This is a genomic window from Sulfurimonas xiamenensis, assembly GCF_009258045.1.
Lineage (GTDB): Bacteria > Campylobacterota > Campylobacteria > Campylobacterales > Sulfurimonadaceae > Sulfurimonas > Sulfurimonas xiamenensis.
Genome location: NZ_CP041166.1, coordinates 656,915 through 680,626, shown reverse-complemented (window position 1 = coordinate 680,626; position 23,712 = coordinate 656,915). Strand labels below are relative to the sequence as shown.

At 34.6% G+C, this 23,712-nt stretch carries 26 protein-coding genes; 23 read left to right on the top strand and 3 right to left on the bottom strand.

All coding sequences use genetic code 11. The annotated features are described in order from the left end of the window. Positions 1–202 precede the first annotated feature (202 nt). The 16 genes from gatA to FJR47_RS03475 all read left to right on the top strand — a co-directional run bounded on the left by gatA (position 203) and on the right by FJR47_RS03475 (position 15,181). Entirely contained in the window at positions 203–1,549 is a 1,347-nt protein-coding gene (gatA, locus tag FJR47_RS03550) for an Asp-tRNA(Asn)/Glu-tRNA(Gln) amidotransferase subunit GatA (RefSeq protein WP_152299092.1), read from the top strand. Between the two features lie 61 nt (positions 1,550–1,610). Further along, a complete protein-coding gene (locus FJR47_RS03545; RefSeq protein WP_152299091.1) occupies positions 1,611–1,895 on the top strand; it encodes a heavy-metal-associated domain-containing protein in 285 nt (94 codons plus the stop codon). 2 nt (positions 1,896–1,897) lie between these two features. Further along, positions 1,898–2,305, top strand: coding sequence for a NifB/NifX family molybdenum-iron cluster-binding protein (locus FJR47_RS03540; RefSeq protein ID WP_152299090.1), 408 nt, complete (start codon positions 1,898–1,900; stop codon positions 2,303–2,305). 116 nt (positions 2,306–2,421) lie between these two features. Continuing rightward, positions 2,422–3,867: an IMP dehydrogenase gene (guaB, locus tag FJR47_RS03535; RefSeq protein WP_152299089.1), complete on the top strand. Its 1,446-nt coding sequence runs from the start codon at positions 2,422–2,424 to the stop codon at positions 3,865–3,867. 135 nt (positions 3,868–4,002) lie between these two features. After that, positions 4,003–4,965 (top strand): SLAC1 anion channel family protein, encoded by a 963-nt coding sequence (locus tag FJR47_RS03530; RefSeq protein WP_152299088.1) that lies wholly within the window; start codon positions 4,003–4,005, stop codon positions 4,963–4,965. Between the two features lie 59 nt (positions 4,966–5,024). Then, a complete protein-coding gene (locus FJR47_RS03525) occupies positions 5,025–5,411 on the top strand; it encodes a DUF6858 family protein (protein WP_152299087.1) in 387 nt (128 codons plus the stop codon). A 75-nt stretch (positions 5,412–5,486) separates the two neighbouring features. Further along, entirely contained in the window at positions 5,487–6,752 is a 1,266-nt protein-coding gene (locus FJR47_RS03520; RefSeq protein ID WP_152299086.1) for an O-acetylhomoserine aminocarboxypropyltransferase/cysteine synthase family protein, read from the top strand. A 2-nt stretch (positions 6,753–6,754) separates the two neighbouring features. Further along, positions 6,755–7,861 (top strand): homoserine O-acetyltransferase MetX, encoded by a 1,107-nt coding sequence (gene metX, locus FJR47_RS03515; RefSeq protein ID WP_152299085.1) that lies wholly within the window; start codon positions 6,755–6,757, stop codon positions 7,859–7,861. After that, entirely contained in the window at positions 7,854–8,081 is a 228-nt protein-coding gene (gene xseB / locus FJR47_RS03510) for an exodeoxyribonuclease VII small subunit (protein WP_152299084.1), read from the top strand. Before metX ends, xseB begins: the two co-directional genes overlap by 8 nt. Positions 8,082–8,166: 85 nt before the next feature. Continuing rightward, positions 8,167–8,928, top strand: coding sequence for a carbon-nitrogen hydrolase family protein (locus FJR47_RS03505; protein WP_241855418.1), 762 nt, complete (start codon positions 8,167–8,169; stop codon positions 8,926–8,928). Continuing rightward, on the top strand, positions 8,925–9,596 hold the full coding sequence (locus tag FJR47_RS03500; protein ID WP_152299082.1) for a HesA/MoeB/ThiF family protein: 672 nt from the start codon (positions 8,925–8,927) through the stop codon (positions 9,594–9,596). Before FJR47_RS03505 ends, FJR47_RS03500 begins: the two co-directional genes overlap by 4 nt. A gap of 91 nt (positions 9,597–9,687) precedes the next feature. Further along, positions 9,688–10,824, top strand: a complete 1,137-nt coding sequence (locus FJR47_RS03495) for a succinyldiaminopimelate transaminase (RefSeq protein WP_152299081.1) — start codon at positions 9,688–9,690, stop codon at positions 10,822–10,824. Next, entirely contained in the window at positions 10,821–11,324 is a 504-nt protein-coding gene (locus FJR47_RS03490) for a hypothetical protein (RefSeq protein ID WP_152299080.1), read from the top strand. Before FJR47_RS03495 ends, FJR47_RS03490 begins: the two co-directional genes overlap by 4 nt. A gap of 4 nt (positions 11,325–11,328) precedes the next feature. Further along, positions 11,329–12,642, top strand: coding sequence for a UDP-N-acetylmuramate--L-alanine ligase (gene murC, locus FJR47_RS03485; protein WP_152299079.1), 1,314 nt, complete (start codon positions 11,329–11,331; stop codon positions 12,640–12,642). After that, positions 12,642–12,971, top strand: coding sequence for a hypothetical protein (locus FJR47_RS03480; protein ID WP_152299078.1), 330 nt, complete (start codon positions 12,642–12,644; stop codon positions 12,969–12,971). The genes murC and FJR47_RS03480 overlap by 1 nt, the downstream gene beginning before the upstream one ends. Beyond that, the gene (locus FJR47_RS03475; RefSeq protein WP_152299077.1) at positions 12,962–15,181 is read left to right on the top strand and encodes an endonuclease MutS2; all 2,220 of its coding nucleotides are present in this window, start codon (positions 12,962–12,964) and stop codon (positions 15,179–15,181) included. The genes FJR47_RS03480 and FJR47_RS03475 overlap by 10 nt, the downstream gene beginning before the upstream one ends. A 42-nt stretch (positions 15,182–15,223) precedes the next feature. Here the strand turns inward: FJR47_RS03475 and FJR47_RS03470 are convergent, their stop codons facing one another. After that, positions 15,224–15,763: an outer membrane protein gene (locus FJR47_RS03470; protein ID WP_152299076.1), complete on the bottom strand. Its 540-nt coding sequence runs from the start codon at positions 15,761–15,763 to the stop codon at positions 15,224–15,226. Between the two features lie 100 nt (positions 15,764–15,863). On the opposite strand from FJR47_RS03470, the gene FJR47_RS03465 reads away from it, so the two are divergent. Next, on the top strand, positions 15,864–16,121 hold the full coding sequence (locus FJR47_RS03465; RefSeq protein WP_241855417.1) for a helix-turn-helix domain-containing protein: 258 nt from the start codon (positions 15,864–15,866) through the stop codon (positions 16,119–16,121). Between the two features lie 23 nt (positions 16,122–16,144). Continuing rightward, positions 16,145–17,344 carry a BaiN/RdsA family NAD(P)/FAD-dependent oxidoreductase gene (locus FJR47_RS03460; RefSeq protein ID WP_152299075.1) on the top strand — a complete coding sequence of 400 codons (1,200 nt, stop codon included), beginning with the start codon at positions 16,145–16,147 and terminating at the stop codon, positions 17,342–17,344. Between the two features lie 31 nt (positions 17,345–17,375). Here the strand turns inward: FJR47_RS03460 and FJR47_RS03455 are convergent, their stop codons facing one another. After that, on the bottom strand, positions 17,376–18,713 hold the full coding sequence (locus FJR47_RS03455) for a deoxyguanosinetriphosphate triphosphohydrolase (RefSeq protein WP_152299074.1): 1,338 nt from the start codon (positions 18,711–18,713) through the stop codon (positions 17,376–17,378). Positions 18,714–18,865: 152 nt separating this feature from the next. Here FJR47_RS03455 and FJR47_RS03450 point away from each other — a divergent pair, with 152 nt between their 5' ends. The 4 genes from FJR47_RS03450 to FJR47_RS03435 all read left to right on the top strand — a co-directional run bounded on the left by FJR47_RS03450 (position 18,866) and on the right by FJR47_RS03435 (position 21,917). After that, positions 18,866–19,420, top strand: a complete 555-nt coding sequence (locus tag FJR47_RS03450) for a LemA family protein (RefSeq protein ID WP_152299073.1) — start codon at positions 18,866–18,868, stop codon at positions 19,418–19,420. 10 nt (positions 19,421–19,430) lie between these two features. Next, complete coding sequence (locus tag FJR47_RS03445) at positions 19,431–20,372, top strand: DUF3137 domain-containing protein (protein WP_152299072.1); 942 nt, start codon at positions 19,431–19,433, stop codon at positions 20,370–20,372. After that, positions 20,369–21,148 carry an EI24 domain-containing protein gene (locus FJR47_RS03440; protein ID WP_152299071.1) on the top strand — a complete coding sequence of 260 codons (780 nt, stop codon included), beginning with the start codon at positions 20,369–20,371 and terminating at the stop codon, positions 21,146–21,148. Before FJR47_RS03445 ends, FJR47_RS03440 begins: the two co-directional genes overlap by 4 nt. A gap of 70 nt (positions 21,149–21,218) precedes the next feature. After that, positions 21,219–21,917, top strand: a complete 699-nt coding sequence (locus FJR47_RS03435; RefSeq protein WP_152299070.1) for a c-type cytochrome — start codon at positions 21,219–21,221, stop codon at positions 21,915–21,917. Positions 21,918–21,941: 24 nt separating this feature from the next. Here the strand turns inward: FJR47_RS03435 and FJR47_RS03430 are convergent, their stop codons facing one another. Further along, positions 21,942–22,358: a hypothetical protein gene (locus tag FJR47_RS03430; protein WP_152299069.1), complete on the bottom strand. Its 417-nt coding sequence runs from the start codon at positions 22,356–22,358 to the stop codon at positions 21,942–21,944. A gap of 100 nt (positions 22,359–22,458) precedes the next feature. Between FJR47_RS03430 and trpB the strand changes: the two genes are divergently transcribed. Then, entirely contained in the window at positions 22,459–23,667 is a 1,209-nt protein-coding gene (gene trpB, locus FJR47_RS03425) for a tryptophan synthase subunit beta (RefSeq protein ID WP_152299068.1), read from the top strand. Positions 23,668–23,712 lie beyond the last annotated feature (45 nt).

The following is a 23,712-nucleotide window of genomic DNA, read 5'->3' as shown; positions in this document are numbered from 1 at the left end:
ACTAGTTTTCTTCTGATTTTTGACTAAGATAATATTTAAAATAGAAACTTAATATGCTTGCGAATGCGGCAGGACTTCAGATGCTAAAAAATGCAAACAAACGCATATATCCAGTTAGGTCTCTCTAATAAAACCTCGCTAAAGAAAAAACAGACACATTTTGCTATAATACATTCAATAATTTATAAATATAGGAAAAGTAGTGATTACATTAAAAGAAGCACTGAAACTAAACAAAGATGAACTAACAAAATTTAAAGAAGAGCTTAAAACAAATATAGAAGCAAATGCGGATATTAATGCATACATAGATGTAAACAATGTCGGCGAAGGGGTGCCGATAGCTATAAAGGACAACATTCAGGTAAAAGATTGGTCTGTGACATCAGGCTCAAACATACTTCAAGGATATATCGCTCCATACAATGCAACGGTAATTGAGAAGATGCTTGGTGCTGGACTTAGTCCGTTTGGGCGAACAAATATGGATGAGTTTGCTATGGGAAGTACAACAGAGTCAAGCTTTTACGGCAAAACTCTAAATCCTCACAACAAAGATTGCGTTCCGGGTGGAAGCTCTGGCGGAAGTGCGGCGGCAGTTGCGGCAGGTATTGCTATTGCGGCTCTTGGAAGCGATACGGGCGGAAGCATCCGTCAGCCTGCTTCATTTTGCGGAATTGTCGGCATGAAACCAACTTACGGTCGTGTTAGCCGTTACGGCCTGGGAGCTTACGCCTCAAGTCTTGATCAGATAGGACCGATGACTCAAAATGTTGAAGATGCTGCAATACTCTATGACATCATAAGCGGACACGACGAAAAAGACTCTACAAGTGCGAACAAAAACGACAAAGTAAGTGATAAACTCAACGCATCAAGAAAACTCAAAATTGCAGTTTTGCCAAAACATATAGAAAATGCAAGCCAAGATGTAAAAAAAGCTTATGAGTTAGCGATAAGCGCTCTTAAAAATGCAGGGCATGAGATAGTTGAGCGCGAACTTATGGACGCGAAATTCGACATTTCCGCTTACTATATTACGGCAACTGCGGAAGCTACTACAAACCTCGCTCGTTACGACGGCATCCGCTACGGAAACAGAGTAACTGGCAAAAATCTTGAAGATACTTTTATTCAGACTAGAAGCCAAGGTTTCGGCGATGAAGTTAAACGCCGTATATTGCTTGGAAACTTTGTACTTTCAAGCGGCTACTATGAAGCGTACTATGTAAAAGCGCAAAAAACAAGACACCTTATAAAAGATCAATACTCTAAAATATTTGAAGATGTGGACCTTATTTTATCGCCCGTTGCACCGACAACGGCAAACAAATTTGGAGAGTTATCAACTCCGATGGAGATGTACTTAAGCGACCTCTACACTATAAGCGTAAACCTTGCGGGACTTCCTGCCATCTCAGTTCCCGTTGCAAAAAGCAGCGATGGAATGCCTATAGGTCTTCAGCTGATTGCAAACGCTTATGAGGAGCAGACACTATTTGACGGCGCACTTAGTTTAGAAAAAGAGATAGGGTATAATAGTTTATAGTATAAAACAATATAATAATATTATCTCTTACATTAAAAATGCTAAAGAGAGGGGAGCAGTTGTGAAAAAAAATTTTAAAGCGCTAAATATTAAATGCAGCGGATGTGCAAACACGATAAAAGAGTCGTTAAAAGATGAGTTTGGGGAAGTGAAAGTAGATTTGACACAAGAGCCCAGAGTCGTTACGCTAGAGATAAAAGATGAAGAAGCAGAACTCAGTTTTCGCAAAAAAATGAGATCTCTCGGTTATCCTCTAGAAGATGAGGATTTAGGAACTCTTAGAAAAAGCGGACTTAAAGCTAAAAGTTTTATATCATGCGCAATTGGAAAAATAAATAAAGGTTAAAGATGAAAAAATATTTTAAAGTTTTTTATATAATGCTATTTTTTACATCTCTGCTCTTTGCTGAGCAAAAAAAAGATGTTAATTTAACAAAATCATCATGCACTATTGCTGTTGCCGCAGTTGAAGAAACTGCAAATTCACAAATCAGCGAAATAGCCGGAAAAGCTCCATATTATCTTATATTTGATGAAAAAGGCATTTTACTGCAAAGCATTAAAAATCCGGCACAAAACAGCAGACGAAATTCAAGTTCATTAGTAGTTGATTTTCTTGTGCAAGAGTCATGCAAAACAGTAATTGCCGGAAAATTCGGAACTAAAATGCAAAAGCAATTAAAAGCAAATAATATTCAATTTTACGAACATGAAGGCATAGCAAAAGAGGTTCTTCAATCTTTTACAAAAAAATAAATTAAAAAACAATTTTATATTTACAGGTTGCTTTACCTTTTTTTAACCACAAAAAAGCTATAATCCAACGAATTTTATAGAAACATAAATAACTTCTACCCCTTAAAAGGATTCTCATGAAAATTCGTAAACGCGCTCTTACATTTGAAGATGTACTACTTGTACCTCAGTACTCTGAAATACTGCCAAAAGAGGTCTCTTTAGAGACAAAACTAACCCGTAATATTTCTTTAAAAATCCCTATGGTTTCAGCTGCAATGGATACCGTTACCGAGTATAGAGCAGCTATTGCTATGGCTAGACTTGGCGGAATCGGAATTATCCATAAGAACATGGATATTGAAACACAATGCAAACAGGTAAAAAAAGTTAAAAAAAGCGAAAGCGGTGTAATTATAGATCCAATTTATGTTCACCCTGATGCAACACTTGCTGAAGCAAACGCTCTTATGAGCGAATTTAAAATCTCAGGTGTTCCTGTAATTGATACAAATAACAAACTTTTAGGCATTCTTACAAATCGCGATATGAGATTTGAAAAAGATATGACAAAAAAAGCAGATGAAGTTATGACAAAAATGCCTCTTGTAACTGCTACAAAAGGTATATCTTTAGATGATGCTGCTGATATTATGCACCAAAATAAAATAGAAAAACTTCCAATTATAGATGAAGATGGATATTTAAAAGGTTTAGTTACTATAAAAGATATCAAAAAACGCATAGAGTACCCAAATTCGAATAAAGATGATTTTGGAAGACTTGTTGTTGGAGCTGCTATTGGTGTTGGACAATTAGATCGCGCAAAAGCTTTAGTTGAAGCAGGTGTTGATGTTTTAGTTTTAGACTCTGCGCATGGTCACTCAAGAGGCATTTTAGATACCGTCAGAAAAATTAAAGAGACTTTGGAGATTGATGTAATTGCCGGAAATATTGCAACCGCTGAAGCTGTTGAAGCACTAATTGAAGCCGGAGCAGATGGAGTTAAAGTCGGAATTGGACCAGGTTCAATCTGTACAACGCGCATTGTTGCCGGTGTAGGTGTACCTCAAATCACTGCAATTGCAGAGTGTGCAGATGCAGCTAGAAAACATGGTGTTCCTATTATAGCTGATGGCGGAATTAAATACTCTGGAGATATTGCTAAAGCTTTAGCAGTAGGTGCAAGCTGTATTATGGCGGGTTCTTTATTGGCTGGAACAGAAGAATCTCCGGGAGACACAATTATGTTTCAAGGTCGTCAATATAAATCTTACCGTGGTATGGGAAGTATCGGAGCTATGCAGAAAGGTTCAACTGACAGATATTTTCAAGAAGGAACTGCTTCTGACAAACTTGTTCCTGAAGGAATCGAAGGCCGTGTTCCTTTCCGAGGAAGCATTGCAGGCATAGTGCATCAAATGATGGGTGGACTTCGTTCGTCGATGGGTTATTGCGGCAGTGAAAGCATCGAAGCTTTCTGGGACAAAGCTGAATTTGTAGAGATAACAAGTGCAGGTCTAAAAGAGAGTCATGTCCATGATGTTATTATCACACAAGAAGCTCCAAATTATCATATATAATATAAATCGACATTTGATACGCCTCTTTTTTTGAGGCAAATTATTATGCGCACTCAACATTTATTGACTTTTACTATAGAAAATAGTAAGATTTATTAAAATTATAAATATTAATAATAGTAATAAAGGCTTTAAATGGAAACTGTTTCGGATTATAATAGGTTAAAATTTTTTCCTATTATGATGTATGCAATTGTTATGGGTTTAAGCGGATTAACAATTACATATCAAAAAGCCGCAATTTTGCTTAATTTCCCTCATATTATAGGGGAAATACTTATGTATGCCACCACAACTGTTTTCATAATTATTTCATATATTTACATAAAAAAGTTTTTTAAATATAAAATAGCCGTTAAAAGTGAATTTTCACATCCTGTTAGAATAAACTTTTTTGCTGCTATATCTATTTCTATGCTTATGCTGGCAATTATATATAAAGAAAATTTTCCTACTATAAGTGCCGTTTTTTGGTATCCTGGAACATTACTGCACTTCTATTTGACAATGCATACAATCTCTTTTTGGGTAAATCATAACCAAGAGATAAATCACTCAAATCCTGCATGGTTTATACCTATAGTAGGAAATGTTTTGGTACCGGTTGCAGGCATTGGTTTTGCAGATCTTGGTTTATTATTGTATTTTTTTAGTGTTGGAATGTTTTTTTGGGTTATTTTATTTGCGGTAATACTCAACAGAATTATTTTTCACAATCAAATAGCAGTAAAATTTATGCCGACTCTTTTTATATTGATTGCACCTCCGGCTATCGGTTTTATAGCTTATTTTAAAATGTTTGGAATAATAGATTTTTTTGCTGTTATGCTCTTTAATCTGGCTCTGTTTTTTACTATTTTAGTTATTTTTATGTATAAAAATTTTATAAAAATAAAGTTTTTTATCTCATGGTGGGCATTTGTATTTCCTATTGCAGCAATGGCGATTAGTGCCATGCTTATGTATAATCAGAACAGTTGTATCTTTTTACTGCTTCTCTCTTATGCAATGATCGCAGCAATAACAATTATTGTATCTATTGTAACTTATCAAACAGTTATACATATAATTAAAAAAGAGATCTGTGTTCAAGAATAAAATTTAATATAATATAAATTTTGTTAAAATCCCACTCAAATTTAATAATAGGAAAAAAAATGAAAAAAACAGTTTTTATGGACAAATACCCAATATTTAGCTTAGAGTTGACAAAAAATGAAATAAAAGTTTCAAACACAAAAGAAATAGCTGAGTATTTTAAAGAAAAAATACAAAATCATCCAATAGCGCAATTTATATCTATTTTTGATCACTACTCACATACAAAAAGCTTAAACGGAGCAATTATGGATGGCTTAATTGATGCTCAAAATGTTATTTTTTGTTTTGGACAGGCAATACCTAACACTAAAATGTTAGCAGTTAGACCGAGAAGCATAGGCATTTGCGAATTTGAAGACAGAGTTATTATAGAATTTTTAGAAGCTCCAAAAGAGGAGATGCATAAATTGATGGAAGATTGGGCAAGAGATTTAAAAAAATAAATACAGCACACTTAAAACTAACATTAAACCATTTTAGATAAAATACCTTTAAATATTTAAAACGAGGTAAATTAAATGGATTTGCAAACCAAAGCATTGCATGCTGGATATACAAAAGATTCTCAAGGAACTATGGCTGTACCGATTTATCAAACAACTGCATATGAGTTTCGTGATGTTCAGCATGCGGCGGATCTCTTCTCCTTAAAAGAGCTGGGAAATATTTACACTCGTTTAAACAACCCCACTACAGATGTTTTTGAAAAAAGATTTGCAGAACTTGAGGGTGGAGAGGCTGCACTTGCGACATCAAGCGGAATGAGTGCTATATTTTTTGCTATAGCAAATGCAGCAGAAGCCGGAGATAACATTATTTGTGCAAGGCAACTCTACGGCGGAAGCTTAACACTAAGCACCCACACTTTAAAAAGATTTGGCATTGAAGCTAGATTTTTTAATGTACACGACACCTCTTCATTAGAATCTCTTATAGATGACAAAACAAAAGTTATCTTTTTTGAATCTTTAACAAATCCAAGTATAGATGTAGCAGATATTGAAGTAATTACTAAAATTGCAAACAAACATGGCATTCTCTCGGTAGTTGACAACACTGTTGCAACGCCTGTTTTATGCCGTCCATTTGAGCATGGAGCAGATATTATCGTTCATAGTGCCAGCAAATATACAACAGGCCAAGGCTTGGCAATCGGTGGAATTTTAGTGGAGAGAAAAAATCTTATTGAAAAGCTCAAAGCAAATCCTCGTTATGAACAATTCAATAAACCGGATGCATCTTATCATGGCTTAATCTATGTAGATACAAATTTGCCGCCTTACACTCTAAGAGCAAGGCTCTCTCTTTTAAGAGATTTGGGTGCTGTTTCATCTCCTTTTAACTCATGGCTCTTTATTCAAGGGATGGAAACGCTTTCACTTCGCATGCGTGAACACTCGAAAAATGCTCTGGAATTAGCACATTTTTTAGAATCCCATCCTAAGGTTAAAAAAGTAAATTATCCTGGTTTACAAAGTAATTCTAACTATAAAAATGCTCAAAAATATTTCGACAACGGTGCATGCAGCGGACTTTTAAGTTTTGAGGTTGAAACATTTGAAGAAGCTGCTAAAATAGTAAATGCAACAAAACTCTATTCACTTGTTGTAAATATAGGTGATTCAAAATCTATAATTACGCATCCGGCTTCTACAACACACCAGCAATTAAGCAAAGATGAACTTAATGCATGCGGTGTTCCTGCCGGACTAATTAGAATATCTTGTGGATTAGAAAGCATTATGGATTTGATTGCTGATATGAAACAGGCGTTAGAGGCCTAAAATTGTCACTAAACCTAAAAACATATACCGAACATTTTACAAATCCTCTTTATTTAGAAAGCGGTCGTATTTTAGAACCTTATGATATAACATATGAGACTTATGGAAAACTCAACGACACCAAAAGCAATGTTGTTGTTGTCTGTCATGCGCTCACAGGTTCTCACCATTGTGCCGGAATCTACGAAGGCGATAAAAAAACCGGCTGGTGGGATTCTCTTATCGGTCCGGGCAAAGCTGTTGATACTGATAAATATTTTGTAATTTGTACAAATGTTATCGGCAGTTGTTTTGGTTCAACTGGACCTATGAGTCCGCAGTATCCTCATCATAACCCATATCGATATAAATTCCCTGTTGTTACTATTAAAGATATGATTAAAGCACAAAGAATCCTTTTTGATAAACTAGGTATTCACAATGTTCATGCAATTATCGGCGGTTCAATGGGTGGAATGCAAGCTCTTCAGTTTGCAATAACATACCCAAATTTCGCATCTAAAATCATCTCTTTGGCAACAACACACGCGACACAACCATGGGCTATAGCTTTTAACAAAGTATCTCAAGAGGCGATACTAAAAGACCCTGATTTTAAACAAGGTTACTATGAAAAAGAAGATATCGCAAAGAATGGCTTATCCGGAATGGCTGTGGGAAGAATGGCTGGGCATATAAGCTTTTTATCGCATGAGTCAATGCAAGATAAATTTGGCAGAGAATATAGAAATACCGACGGTCTTTATGAGTTATTTGGAAAGTTTCAAGTTGAACTCTATCTGGAGTATAACGGCTATAACTTCACAAAATGGTTTGATCCGCTATCATATCTCTATATAACAAAAGCGATAAATATTTATGACTTATCTCGAGGATTTGATTCATTAAACGAAGCTTTAGAAAAAGTAAAAGCTGAATTACATCTTATTAGTTTTAAAAACGACCTACTCTTTAGAAACTATGAAATGAAAGAAATAAGCGATACACTCACTAAAATTGGGCATAAAAATCATCACTATTTAGATATAGACAGCGATTATGGACATGATGCATTTTTAGTTGAAATAGAGAAATTTAAAGAGTATATAAAGGATGTTTTAAATGACTAAGAAAGATGTTACTAAAGAAACCGAAGGTTTTACTAAAGAAACCGAAGGTTTTGAATCAAAACTGCAAAGTGCTAAAAAAATTTTAGAAACTCTGATGAATCCTGATATTACACTCGCAGACAGCGTTAAAGCATATGAAGAGGGAATGGGTGAGTTAGCAAAGGCTCAAAAAATACTGGAAGAAGCAGAGATTAAAATAACGCAGATAAAAGGAAAATAGTAATGTCCGCATTTTGTAGTGATAATAACATCAGCAAAGATAGTATCTAGTGCGTGCTGCGGTGCTTCAACTAAGTTCTCAGGGAATGAGTTCTACAAAATTATATAACTACATACGAATCGCAAATAAGCAGGGTGTAAAAGTTTTACTTTTAGGCGAATATATATTAAATCCATTTTTTAAAGAACTTCAAACTCTATCTATAAGTATGATAAAAGAGCAGGCTCAACATCAAATTAAAATATTAAAAGAGTTGGCTTCTACCTACAGTTTAACAATTATTACGCCTCTTATTATTGTAAAAAAAGATAAAATCTATAAAACTATTGCAAAATTCACCCCTTCTTCTTCCTACTATTATCAACAACAGATTCTTATAAATTATGCTCACTGGAATGAAGAGAATTTTTTCGCAAACAAGCCAAAAGCTGTTCAAGCACCTTTAATATTTAAAATTGACAACTTTAAATTTGCAGTAATAAGCGGATTTGAACTCCATTTCGATAAGATATGGGAACAAATATCTTCTAAAAATATTGATTGCGTTTTAGTTCCAAGTGTTTCAACTTTTGGTTCATATGAGAGATGGAAAAATCTAATACTTTCACGCGCTTTTACTCAAAACTGCTATATTTTAAGAGCAAATAGAATTGGTGAGTATTGTGATAATGAATTTACATGGAGTTTTTACGGTGATTCACTTTTAGCTTCACCAAACGGCGAATTACTGGAGCATTTAGGTAACAAAGAAGAACTTATGATTGTAGACATGAGCCATTATGATGTAGCAAAAGCCAGAGAATCTTGGGGATTTAAAGAGATTATAGATAAAAGGAGTTTATTATGATGAACTATTTTCACCGTCAAGTCCAACTTTGGGGAGAAAAGACACAAATGTCTCTTCAAAATAAAAAGATAGCCATCATCGGAGCCGGCGGTTTAGGCAGTTCACTTGCTTTTGCCCTTGGTGCCAGTGGTATTGGTGAAATTCATATGGTTGATTTTGATGAAGTTTCAACTCACAACATTCATCGTCAAATAGCTTTTAAAGTCGGTGATGAGGGTCAAAACAAAGCTACACTCAATGCTTTGTTGATTGAGAAGAGATGTCCTTTTGTCAAAGCAGCTGCTCATGAATGCACTTTTAAAGAATTTACAAAAAAAAATATAAAAGTAGATCTTATCATAGATGCGACTGACAACTTGCCTACCCGCGCAGAGATTGACACTTATTGCAAAACTGAAAATTTACCATGGATTTACGGAAGTGTCGAAGCTTTTCACGGACAGGTATGTTTTTTTGAAAAAGCATCATTTAAAGATGCATTTAAAATAACTTCTCAAACCCCTGCAGGAATAACGGCTCCTATAGTAATGCATATTGCTTCACTTCAAGCAAATTTAGCACTGAGATATTTAGCAGATCTTAGTGTGAAAAAAGATCAGCTGTATTATCTTTTTTTTAATAACGAGGGAGAGTTAGTTACTCAAAAATTTGGACTTCCAAAGAATTAGCATCATTAAACAATATCTTTTAAATAATTATTAATTTATCTTTTACGGATTTTAGATATAATTTTATCTATTATAAAAGGCTATATAAACTATGAATTTTGAACCATATCCATTTGAAAAACTTAATAATTTACTAAAAGACATTGCTCCAAACAAAGAGTATGAAGCATCAACTCTAACTATAGGCGAACCGCAATTTGAAACTCCTAAATTTATACAAGAAGCACTTTGCAAAAGCTCTTCTCAACTTAGAAAATATCCTAAAACTACAGGCGAAGATGATTTAAGAGCAGCTCAAAGAGAATTTGTAACAAAAAGATTCGGCGTCGAGCTTACCAATGAACAGATTATCCCTACTTTTGGAACTAGAGAAGTTCTTTTTAACTTTCCTCAGTTTTTCCTTTTTGATAAAAAAGATCCCGTAATTGCTTTTACAAACCCTTTTTATCAAATTTATGAAGGTGCTGCAATTGCTTCAAGAGCTAAAACTATATATCTAAATCTTACTCCGCAAAACAATTTTAAACCTGAGATAGATGAATCACTATTATCTACCTGCAATATGGTAATCTTAAATTTTCCAAACAACCCAACGACATCTACTCTGACTTTAGAAGAACTCGGAGAATGGGTAAAACTGGCTCTAAAACATAATTTTGTGCTTTTAAACGATGAGTGTTACAGTGAAATATATACCGATAAGCCGATACCTTCTCTTCTAGAGGCATCTTTGCATGTAGGAAACAAGATATTTAAAAATATTTTAGTTATCAACTCTATCTCAAAGCGCTCTTCAGCTCCAGGTCTTCGTTCTGGATTTATTGCCGGAGACGAAAATATCTTAAAAGAGTATCTAAGTTATAGAACATATATTGGCTGTGCTTCTCCTCTTCCACTTCAAAGTGCGGCTGCAGCTGCTTGGAGTGATGAAAAGCATGTAGAAGCTGCAAGAGAGATTTATAAAAAAAATTTTAAAATAGCAAAAGAGATTTTAGATATTGAAATCCCAAAAGCAACTTTTTATATATGGCTAAGAGTTCCAAACTCTTTGGAGTTTACAAAAAAACTTTATCATCAGTATAATGTAAAAGTTTTGCCTGGAGAATACTTAGCAAGAGAAGATGCAAACGGCACCAATCCCGGTAAAAATTTTATAAGAATTGCACTGGTCGAAGATGAAGAGAAAACAAGAAGTGCGCTTCTTAGAATAAAGGAGTGTTTGGTATGAGTAAAGTAGAAAATTTAAAAGCAGAGATTTTAAAAGCACAGCAAGACGGAGATATCGCTTCACTTTATGTGCTTGAACAGCAAGCTCATGACACTCTTGATGAAGAGACCATTCATGGGTTTTATGCAAATATCCTTGACTTAGCACTAGAGAGATTAACTGACACACTTGAATCTCATAGAGTTATGGATATGAACGAGATTCAAGATTTTGCGACGCTTAGAGCACTCTATGAATATGCCATAGAACATTACAGTGCCAGTAAACTTTCCGATGCAAGCGCTCTGTTTGAAGTTCTAAGCGGTCTGAGCAATGACAAAAAGTTTTCTTTGGCTTTAAAATTTCACTGGATTGCATCCAAAGAAAACCTCTCATTAGATGATTTTCTCTCAAAAATTGCCGATATTGACGCAACTCAAAATGCAGGAACATTTTATATAAGCTGTTTTAAAGAAGAGGCACAAAAATTGTTAAATGCCTCTATAATAGATGCGGGGTAATTAAATGAAGATTCACTTTATCGGAATTGGCGGAATCGGAATATCGGGTTTAGCGCAATATATGCACTTTCAAGGTCATGAAATCAGCGGATCGGACATTGCTGAAACTATTATTACTAAAAAACTTAGAGAGATAGGCATCTCTGTTACAATCCCCCATAATGCGTCTTCAATAACAGATCAGGATTTAGTTATCCACTCCGCAATTATACGCCCAGATAATCCTGAAATCGTTGAAGCCAAAGCAAAGGGTATAAAGGTTTTAGCACGCCGCGAAGCACTGCTGCAGATTTTAAACACTTCAAAAGTTTATGCTGTTGCAGGTGCTCATGGAAAGAGTACAACTACAGCTATCTTAACTGCCATTATGAATGGTTCGGCCATTATTGGTGCAGAATCCAAAGCATTTGGTTCAAATGTGCGCTACAACGAAAAAACAGATGTTATGCTTTTTGAGGCTGATGAGAGTGACGGAAGCTTTATAAACTCAAATCCGCATTGCGCTATCGTTATAAATGCAGAGCCTGAACATATGGAGTATTATGACTACAACTATGAGCTTTTTTACGACTCATATAAAACCTTTATAAAATCTGCTCCATGCCGTGTTTTAAATGCTGAAGATCCATTTCTCAGTACATTAATCAATGAAATTGATGCTACATGGCTTTATCCCAGCAAAGATATTACAAATATAGAGTTTGTACTTATAGATGATGAACCTCATACAAGATTTACTCTGAAAAATTTAGGTAGTTTTGATGTTTGGGGATTTGGAAAACATATAGCTCTTGATGCAGCCTTGGCAATTTTAGCCGCACATGAATCTATGAACATTGAAGAGATAAGAAAAAAAATACTTAACTTTAAGGGAATTAAAAAACGATTTGATATTGTCGGATCTGAAAAGGACAGCGTAATCATTGATGATTATGGACACCACCCAACAGAGATAAAAGCAACATTTGAGTCGGTAAAAGAGTATGCTCTTTTAAAAGGTTTTGATCAAATTACTGCAATTTGGCAGCCGCACAAATACTCTCGTACTATAGACAATCTTGAAGAGTTTATAAAGTGTTTTGAGGGCGTTGGAGAACTTGTTATCCTTCCTGTGTGGTCTGCAGGAGAGTCTAGCAGGGATATTGATTTTAAAGAAAAATTTAAAAAATACAACTTAATAATTGCAGATAATATAACAAGAGCAAACAATACTATCTCTGTTATAAAAAATAAAGAAACACTTAAAATATTAAACAAAGGTCTTATTATCGGCTTTGGTGCCGGTGATTTAACTTATCAAATAAGAGGAACTGCTTAATGACATATATAATTGGACTTATAGTTGTAGGACTCTTTTTTTTGACTCTGCACTACTTTACGGAATTGACCCGTTCTCAAAAAACAGCAGTGACAGCTGTAGTTTTGTTTATTGTTTTATTTGCCATTGCATTTAATTCTTACAATAATGCTAAAACAGAAAAAATGTTAGATGCAGTTACACGATTTAAACAGGGTAAAACTATTGAGTGCAGCGGGGTTAAAGTAAATGACAAAAATTTTACGCTTAGCATCGGAACATACACTTTTATAGGCAAAGAAAACACTCCATACTATAATCAGATGATTAGTGCATCTACATGCGAGTAAACAATAATACAAAAGTTGATCTGCTTATCAATCAACTTGATTTAAATGAGCATATCAATCTATTTAAACAATTTTTTTCACGCCAAAGCTCTCTCTATATGGAAGGAGATCAGGAACTTCACTACCGCTACATAAAAGCACTTGATTCTATTGAGTTTAAAGCTCCTCCAAAAGTTGCTGATTTTTTTACCATAAAAGTACATTTAAAAAAACATGGTGTTTTACTTTTTGAGCAAATTTTTGAAATAGTAAAAGTCGTAAGATATTTTCGCTATTTTAAAAACAAAGAAGTTAAAGGTATCATCGGTGAATGGATGGATAAATTTGAAATTGAGCCGAAATTTTTAGATATTGAAAAATACTTTACTCATGAGGGGAAGTTTGATGAAAATCTTGATGAAACTCTCTTTGGATTAAGCAGAAGAATAAAAGAGCATAAAGCCAATATAAATGAATCACTAAAAAGGCTTACATCAAGCCAAAAACTCTCACCTTATCTTATCGATACCCAGATACATCTTCTAAACGATGAAGAGTGTCTTTTAGTCCGCGGCGGATTCAACCATGTTCTAAAAGGTGCGGTTGTAGGAAGAAGCAGCAGCGGAGGCTTTTATGTTTCACCCGACAATATACTTAAATCAAAAGAGCAAATCCGATATATAAATGAAGAGAGAGAGGCTATATTTTATAACTATGCAAAAGAGTTTTCTTCCAAACTTACCGATCTTCTGCCATTTATAAATTTTATAGACAAAGAGTTTACAAAGTTTGACAACTATCAGGCAAGAGTTCTTTTTGCAAAAGCAAAAGATCTTCAGCTTGTAAAATCAAAAAAAGACTCTAAGATAGTTCTAAACAGTTTTATCCACCCTGCTCTGCATCATGCAAAACCGATACATGTAGATTTCTCTAAAAATATTTTAATGATAACCGGTGTAAATGCCGGCGGTAAAACAATGCTTTTAAAGTCTATTTTAAGTGCGGCTTTTATGGCAAAATATATCATTCCAATGAAGCTGAATGAACATAAGTCACATATTGGAAGTTTTAAAAATATTCTTGCCATTATAGACGATCCGCAAAATGTAAAAAACGATATCTCTACCTTTGCAGGGCGTATGCAGGAGTTCTCCAAAATATTTGAGTATAAAGATGCGCTTGTAGGCGTTGATGAGATAGAGCTTGGAACAGACAGTGATGAGGCTGCAGCACTCTTTAAAGTTATACTCGATGAGCTGATACTGCGCGGACAAAAGATAGTCGTAACTACACACCACAAACGCCTTGCAGCACTTATGGCAGACCGCGAAGATGTGGAGCTTATGGCAGCAATTTATGATGAGGCAAATAGAGTTCCAACCTATGAATTTATGCACGGTATCATCGGCAAAAGCTACGCATTTGAGACAGCCAGCAGATACGGAATCTCAAATAAAATCGTAAATGAAGCAAAAGAAGTTTACGGCGACAACAGCGAAAAACTAAATTTGCTTATAGAAAGAGGTTCACAGCTAGAGCGAGAGCTAAAACAAAAACATAAAAAAGTAGATGAAAAACTCGAAGAACTAGAAGCAAAAAAGCGTGATTTAAAAGAGGAAAAAGAGAAATTTTTTCAAGAGCTTCAAAAAGAGAAGAGCGCTTTAAAAAGCAGCTATGAAAATGCCATAAACGAAGCAAAACAAGCTGCGCGTGCCGGTGATACACAGGCTATCCACAGAGCCATGAACAGAGCCAGAAAAAAGCTGCCTCAGGAAAAAACAGAGCCGCTGCAAACAGATGCAGAGTTTAAAGTAGGCGATAATGTAAAATACCATAGCAAAAAAGGGACTATCGTCTCCATGAAAGATAAGAAAGAGGCGATTGTTGAGATAGACGGAATGCGCGTTCGAGCAAAAACCTCACAGCTTAAACATACACAAATTTTACAACAAAAACATAAAACAGATGTAAGCGTAAATGTCAAAAGAAGAGCCGGACTTAAATGCGATCTTCACGGAATGAGAGCAGATGAGGCTATAGAGGTGTTAGATAAGTTTATCTCCGATGCACTAATAAACGGCTGGGATGAAGTCATAATCTATCACGGCATAGGCACAGGAAAACTCTCTTATGCGGTTAAAGAGTTTTTAAAAACCCATCCAAAAGTCAAAAAGTTTGAAGATGCACCACAACATATGGGCGGATTTGGAGCAAAAATAGTTAGTCTATAAAAAAACTCCCTCGAAGGGGAGTTAACAGTAGAGAAAAGAAGGTTAAAATTTATAATTTACACCAACAAACCAATTTTTAATTTCATCGATTTCTATATTTACATTTATATCACTTTCAACAATATTGTCATCCATATTTGATTTCATATAGCGGTATCCGGCTTCAGCAGAGAAATTTTCATTAATCGCATAATTCAAGCCAATTTGCCCGCCATAAACTGTACCTGACATATCAACATAACCTTCATCATCTTCTGCGGAACCATAACCTACAAAAGCTCCAACAAATGGTTTTAATGCACCATTGCCAATTAAATAATCATAACCAACACCATAAAATGCACTATCACCATCCTCTACATCTATATACTGATAAGATGCGTAAACACGACTGTTTGCATCTATATAGTAACCGGCTTTAAAAGTATAAGAAGCATCATCATAGCTCTCCTCTACACTTATGCCAAGAGCAGAAGCTTTAATGTTGTAATCCGTATTACCAACATCTAAACCAACATACATACCACTATCTGCAGCCATCAATCCAGTTGCCAATAAAACAGCTAATACTATTTTTTTCATATTTTCACCCTCATATTAAATTTATTAACCATAGTGAATTAATAAAATATTTTATTAATAAAAAACTTACAAAAATATTAACTATAGATAAAATAGCTTTTTGCAGCATATAACATCGCAAGACATTGATGAACTTCATCGCAAAATAGGCGCTAATGTTATGAGAGTGCGAAAAGAGAAAGTAATGACGCAACTAGATCTTGCTCTTTCTATCGGTTTAAAATCTGTCGGACTTATCTCTGTTGCAGAGATCTGCCATAATAAAAAACACTTCAATATTGAACACCTTTACAAAATTGCAAATGCATTAAATATCGATATATGCGAATTTTTTAAAGATATCAGTATAAAAAAATAATCTATTTGTGTTACAATCCCTTTATGAATAAAACAAAAAAAGTAGCAATTATAGGCGGCGGTGCTTCTGGGCTTTTATGCGCGATATTTTGTGCAAAAGAAGGTGTGCGTGTAGATTTGTTTGAGCAAAACACAAAATGTGCAAAAAAGATTTTAGTTTCGGGAAACGGGCGTTGCAATATCACAAATAAAAATTTAAACCCAAATGACTACTACTCACAAAATCCATCTTTTGTAGAATATGCTCTTAAAGAGTTTGGCTTTGACAAATTTGAAAAATTCTGCGAAAACATTGGACTTTTGCTTGACATCAAAGAGGATGGGCGTGTGTATCCTCTTAGTAATGAAGCAAAAAGTGTTGCTTCACTTCTTTTAAATCATGCAAAAAATCTCGGTGTAAATATTCATACCAACGAAAAAATCACAGATATAAAAGAACTCTTTTGTAAATATGATGCTACAGTTGTTGCAACAGGCTCTGAAGCAGCAACACATCTTGGCGGCAATAGAGACGGTTTAGAGTTTGCCGAAACCTTTGGACATACTATACTTCCTACTTATCCCTCTTTAGTGCAGCTGCATCTAAAATCAAACACTCCAAAAAAGATGAGCGGAGCAAAGACAGAGGGCGAAGTTACTCTGCTGATAAACAACAAAAATGAGCGTACATGCAGCGGCGATATACTATTTACAGATTATGGAATTTCAGGTTTTGCTGTCTTAGATCTCTCACAGGAAGCAAGCATTGCTCTGATGGAGTTTGCACATGTAAACATCTCCATCAACCTGCTTCCGCATTTTAATGCACATAAACTCTCCAACCACATAAACAAAACAGCTTCTTTGCAACCCGATTTTACAGCAGCGGATATTTTAGCAGGAGTTATTCCCCTTAAAATTGCATCAGGAATTTTGGAAGAACTGCAAATTTCACCATCTTTAAACGCTGATGCTATCGACATAAAACTTAGTAAAAAAATTGCAAATCAGATACTAAACTGGCGTTTTGAAGTAAGCGATACTCACGGTTTCCGCCATGCAGAAGTAAGCGGTGGCGGAGTTGACACAACAGAGATAAACCCAAAAACATTTGAATCACTCAAACAAAAAAATCTCTACTTCTGCGGGGAAGTGCTTGATGTAGTCGGCCGCCGCGGCGGCTATAATTTTGCTTTTGCCTGGGCAAGCGGCTATCTGGCTGCTAAAAATATAGCTAAGGCTTAAATTATGCCTAAAAGTTGAGCAAAGCGGTTTACTAGTAGCCCATTCCGTTGAGCTGATGAGCTACATATTTAGCATGATTATCTGTCATACCGACGATATAGTCGATTACTCTCTGGTACATATTGTATAGACTTTTTGTTTTTTTAGGTCTATTTTCACCCATAAGTTCTAAAGCTCTTTTATATCTGAAAGAGAGTTTTAAATCATCTCCTTTTTTGTAAAACTCATACGCTGCATGCATCAAATTGTCAAGCAGTGTCTCTATAATATTATAAGCTCCAAGTTCTAACTCTATTTTTCTTTTTTCATTAAATATTTTTGCACTAGCAAGTCTCTTTGCTTCTTTTATTGCATTTTTATACTCCTCTTTTGTAAAGAGTTCTATCAAATCTCTTGGCTGATCATCGCTCATAATAGCATCAAAATTCTCTTCAAATACTTCCATTGTATGCATAGCTAGATTGTGTATAGATATAGCAACAAGTTTTGAAACTTTTTTCGTATCTGAATACTCTGTATTGCTGTATATTTTTTCCACTTCTTCTTTAGTGCAAATAAGCGTAAAAATATTTTGCATATCTCTTAAAGCTATGATATTTAACTCTAATGCGTCTTGCAAATCAAGCAAACCATAACATATGTCATCAGAAGCTTCCATAAGGTAAGAGAGAGGATGTCTTTTGTATGTTCCGTCTGCTTTTAACAATCCAATTTCATTAAAAAGAAGTTGAAAAAAACTCTCTTCACTTTGAAAATAGTTAAATTTTGATTTGCCTATGTTTTTACAATGACTTGATGCATGCGGATACTTTACCAAAGCTCCAAGCGTTGCAAAAGTGAGATTCATTCCGCCTCTAAAGAGATTATTTTCTATCTGCGTCACTACTCGAAAACTTTGTGCATTTCCGTCAATATGCATAAAATCTTCCAGCTCATTTTGCGACAATCCATTTAAAAACTCCTCTTCTTTATGCGTCTCAAACCACTCTTTTATCACCTCTTCTCCGGCATGTCCAAAAGGAGGATTGCCGATATCATGGGCTAAACATGCTGTTTGAATAATGTAAGCAACATCATAAGGGTCTATCTTGATTTGAGGATATTTTTTGTTTAAAAATTCTCCTGCTTTTAATCCCAAGCTTCTGCCAACACTTGCAACTTCCAAACTATGCGTAAGCCGGTTGTGAACATGGTCATTTTTTGAAAGCGGATGAACCTGCGTCTTTTTTGAGAGTCTTCTAAATGCATTAGAAAATATTATTCTGTCATAATCTTTATGAAAACTGCTTCTATAATACTCTTCATTTTTATCTTCAACTATCTCATCGGCGTTATAATATCTTTTTTTTGAGAGTAACTTTTCCCACATTTTGTATTTCCATAAAATTAAATTTTATATTGTTATACCATATTTTTTTGTTAACAAAGTTATATTATTGCATAGATAAAAAAATTTAAAAATGAAAAACTCAACTTTTTTTGGATAAACTATCCTAAACACTACTCTTAAAGGATTCTTACATGCTAACATCACTTATTGTTTTAATTGTTATAGTTTTAATTTTAGCTTTAATGTACAACTCACTTATCGCAAAGAAAAATCAAGTTGAAAATATTTTTGCAAGTGTAGATACAGTTTTAAAAAAACGATATGACCTTATTCCAAATCTTGTTGCATCCGTAAGCAAATATATGGAGCATGAAAAGTCACTTTTAGAAAAAGTTACAAAACTTCGCGCAGAAGCCAACAAACCAAATCTAAGTGATAAAGATAAAATTGCTCTTGATGCAAAGGTGACTTCTGCACTTGGTTCTATTATGGTGGCAGTTGAAAACTACCCTGAACTTAAGGCAAATGAAAATGTTATGCATCTTCAGCACACTCTCCATGAAGTAGAAGAGCAGATATCTGCTTCAAGACGCGCTTACAATCAAGCTGTAACAGACTACAACAACGCTATCGAAATGGTTCCGACAAACTTTATGGCTTCTTTGATGAATTATAAAAGAAAAGAGGTTTTTGAAATTCCTGAAAACGAAAGAAAAAATGTAGATATCAAAAAACTTTTTAATTAAAGCTATATAAATGAAAAGTGTAAGTGAACTCACCGATTTTTACTATAAAAATCTTTTTCCTACTCTGCAAGAACTTGAAAATGATAGAAAAAATCTTAAACAAAAAATCATTTTTTCAGCATTTGCTTTAATGGCTATATTTGCTCTTATCGCTTACATTTTAGAAAATTTTTATGAATTTATAATCTTTGCATATATTGCTTTTGGCGCGGTAATATACAAATTTTTAATTCATGATTATACACATGAGTTTAAAATCAAGATTATTAAACCTCTTGTTCATGCGATAGACGACACTCTGCTCTACTCTTCTAAAACTCATGTTTCAGACTATTTTTTTGAGCACTCCGAACTATTTTCTAAGCCTGATAAACTTAGCGGCAATGACTATGTCAAAGGACAAATTGATGGCATAAACATCCAGTTTTCAGATATTCATGCGCAAAAAAGAGAGAGAAGCTCAAAAGGAAAAGAACACTGGAGTACAATATTTCAAGGTCTATTTATCGTTGCTGATTTTAATAAAAATTTTTACGGTCAAACAGTAGTTTTACCAGATACCGCTCAAAGCAGTTTTGGTACTATTATCGGTCACTGGATGCAGTCAAACAACTTAGCTAGAAATGAGCTTGTTAAGATGGACGACCCTGAATTTGAAAAAGAGTTTGTTGTCTACTCTACAAATCAAATAGAGGCTAGATATATCCTCTCTAACTCATTAATGAAAAAACTCCTTGCTTTTAAACAAAAATCCAATCATAAAATCCATATCTCATTTATAGGCAGCCACATCTATATGGCTATTAGCTACAAGAAAGATCTTTTTGAGCCGTCTATCTTTCATTCACTTTTAGACTATAAAATTGCTATGGAGTATGTAAAAACTCTCCATTTGGCAATCAGTGTTGTCGAAGAACTAAAATTAAATCAAAAACTATGGAGCAAAAGATGAACGAAAAAGAGATACTCTTACAAAGCGTAAAAGATTTTTTAACACTCAAAATGCTCAAATACGCTCTTTTACCCTTTATTATGAGTTTAATAATCATGTACATAATCTTCTTTGTCATAGCAGGAATCGGAGTAGAACAGCTTGGCACACTCAATATTGAAAGTTCTCAAACTACGATACAAAACGGCATACCACATACAGAAACTCTGCAGGCAGAACTTGAAGGTTCCAGTATTATAAAATTTTTGATGAGTTATACGCTTACATCATGGTTGGCAACTTTTCTTATCTATGCCGTAGGCGGTTTTTTGACAATATATCTCTCTATCTTTGTAGCAATAATCATCATTGGTTTTTTAACCCCTTTTGTTTTAAAAGAACTTCAAAAAAGAGACTATATGGATATTGAAATGATAGGCTACTCAAATATTTTCTCTTCTATTTTTTTAGCGCTTAAGTGGGGAGCAATAATGATTTTTCTCTTTTTTTTATTTATACCGCTCTATTTTATTCCACTCTTAAACATAATTGCACTCAATATGCCGCTCTACTACTTTTTTCATAAAATGCTAACATTTGATATCTCTTCAAATATTTGTACTAAAGAGGAGGCCAAACAGATAGCCTTTTTCAACAAAAATAACTTAAGAATTAAAACACTTCTTCTTTACCTTATCTCACTTGTTCCATTTGCTATATTTTTCGGAGCTATCTTCTTTGTAATCTATCTGGGACATACATACTTTTTAGAAGTTAGAAAGATAAGAGCGAGTTAAAATTTTATTTTCATCTAGTTTTAACACCTTCTAATATACAATAATATTATTATTATAAAAAGGATAGCTTATGATTTTGAAATATACTATTTTATTTGCAGCTCTTTTTTTTACCGCATGTATAGACAATAAACCTGAAAAAAATTTAGACGGTAAAAAACTTTTAGAACAAAAATGTGCATCATGCCACGATTTAACTATGCCTCCTCTTTTGTCTCCTAATGAGCCGGCACCGCCTATTATGTCAGTCTCTTTTCATGTTTATGATTTTGTAAAACCAAATGATGAATCTCAAAGATTTAATACAGCGGTAGAGTTTGTTGTTGATTATGTAAAAGAGCCAAGCTTTGAAAAATCTATCTGTGACAAAGAGAGCTTAAAACAGTATGGACTTATGCCATCGCAAAAAGAGAAGGTAACAGATGATGAAACCAGAGCAATAGCAAAATATATGTTTACACACTATACTCAACAAAATCTCTCAGAAGCTATGAAAGCAAAAGCAAAATATGATGCACTTCCTCAAGGAGAAAAAATCGCATTAAAAAACAACTGCCTGGGATGTCATAAAGTTGATAAAGATCTAGTGGGACCATCATTTAAAAGTATACAAGAGAAGTTTATCTCCTCTAAAAGTGCAATGAAAGAGAGTATAAAAAACGGAAGCAAAGGAAAGTGGGAAAACTTTAGAGCAATGATGCCGTCATATAAGCAACTAACAGATGAAGAATTAGAAACGCTTTCAGAGTGGATTATAAATCTTTCATAAAAGAGATATAAATTTTTCTATCTTTTATTTTTCTAATTCAAGATCATCAATCATACTTTCAATCAAAGAGATAATCAATCTTTCACTTATCTCTCCTTTAAAATCTCTTTGACTCGCATAAACTCGAGAGTTTTTATAAAAAAGTGTTATTTTTACAAAACCGTCATATGCATAATCAGAAGATGTCTTTGAAAGGGGATTATTGCATGTTTGTGCATAGTTTCTATACTCTACTCTAAGGCTATAAGGAGACTCTTTAATAAAAAAACCCTGCTCTTTTAAAAATTGCTGAGAAATTTCTTTAGAAAATTCATCTGTTGCTACAATATCTATGCTTTCTATCTTTGCGCCTATTTGACTTTTGTTATAAACATTTTTAATAATTTTTCCATCACAGCCTGCAAATAAAAAAATTAATAGTGCTAAAAAAATATTTTTCATGAAAAATTTTTACTTTTTTTATGATTGTAACAAAAAAATATTCTTTTTATAAGAAAATTTATTTCTTAATTGCTACAATTTGATAAAAAAGAGAAAATTTATGAAAAAACCATATTTAGAATCTATGCCTGATGCCAATGGATTTTTTGGAAAGTTCGGAGGTGCTTTTATTCCACCGCAACTTGAAAAACCGTTTCAAGAGATCAATGAAGCGTATGACAAACTCTCAAAATCTTTTGTTTTTCTTGATGAACTCAAAAAGATCAGAAAACATTACCAAGGTCGCCCTACTCCAATCACCTACTGTAGAAACCTCTCAGATTTCGTTGGCGGAGGGCAAATTTACCTTAAGCGCGAAGATCTCAACCATACGGGTGCGCATAAACTCAACCACTGTATGGCAGAAGCACTCTTGGCAAAACATCTTGGCAAAAAGAAACTTATAGCTGAGACGGGAGCCGGGCAACACGGTGTAGCTCTTGCAACTGCAGCGGCATACTTCGGGCTGGAGTGTGAGATACATATGGGTGAAGTAGATATTGCAAAAGAGCATCCAAATGTCATTCGTATGCAAATACTAGGAGCCAAAGTTGTTCCTGCAAAACACGGGCTTAAAACCCTTAAAGAAGCAGTTGACAGCGCATTTGAAGCCTACCTAAAAGATACGGACAATCAGCTCTTTGCCATAGGCTCAGTTGTGGGACCGCACCCTTTTCCGAAGATGGTCAGAGATTTTCAAAGCGTTGTCGGACTTGAGGCAAGAGAGCAGTTTTTAGAGATGACGGGCAAACTTCCAGACATGGTAACCGCGTGTATTGGAGGAGGAAGCAATGCAATGGGCATTTTTAGCGCTTTTATAGAAGAAGCTGTGAAGCTCTACGCCGTTGAACCTGCCGGAAAAGGAGCAAACATAGGTGAACACAGTGCAAGTCTAACTTATGGAAGCGAGGGGATAATGCATGGGTTCAACTCCATTATGCTCAAAGATAGCCAAGGCAATCCCGCTCCGGTTCACTCCATAGGAAGCGGTATAGATTATCCATCTGTTGGACCTGAACATGCATACCTCAACAGTATAGGAAGAACAAATATAGGTTTATGCAGTGATGATGAAGCGGTTGATGCGTTTTACAAACTCTCGCAGCACGAGGGGATTATTCCCGCTCTTGAGTCGGCACATGCAGTGGCATTTGCTATGAAGTACGCAAAAGAGAATCCAAAAGAGGCTATTTTAGTAAACCTCAGCGGAAGAGGAGATAAGGATATTGACTACATTGTAGAAAACTACCCCATTCCTATAAAAATGTGACTTTTAAAAACAAGATGAAAGAGACTCTCACCTCTCTTCATCTTT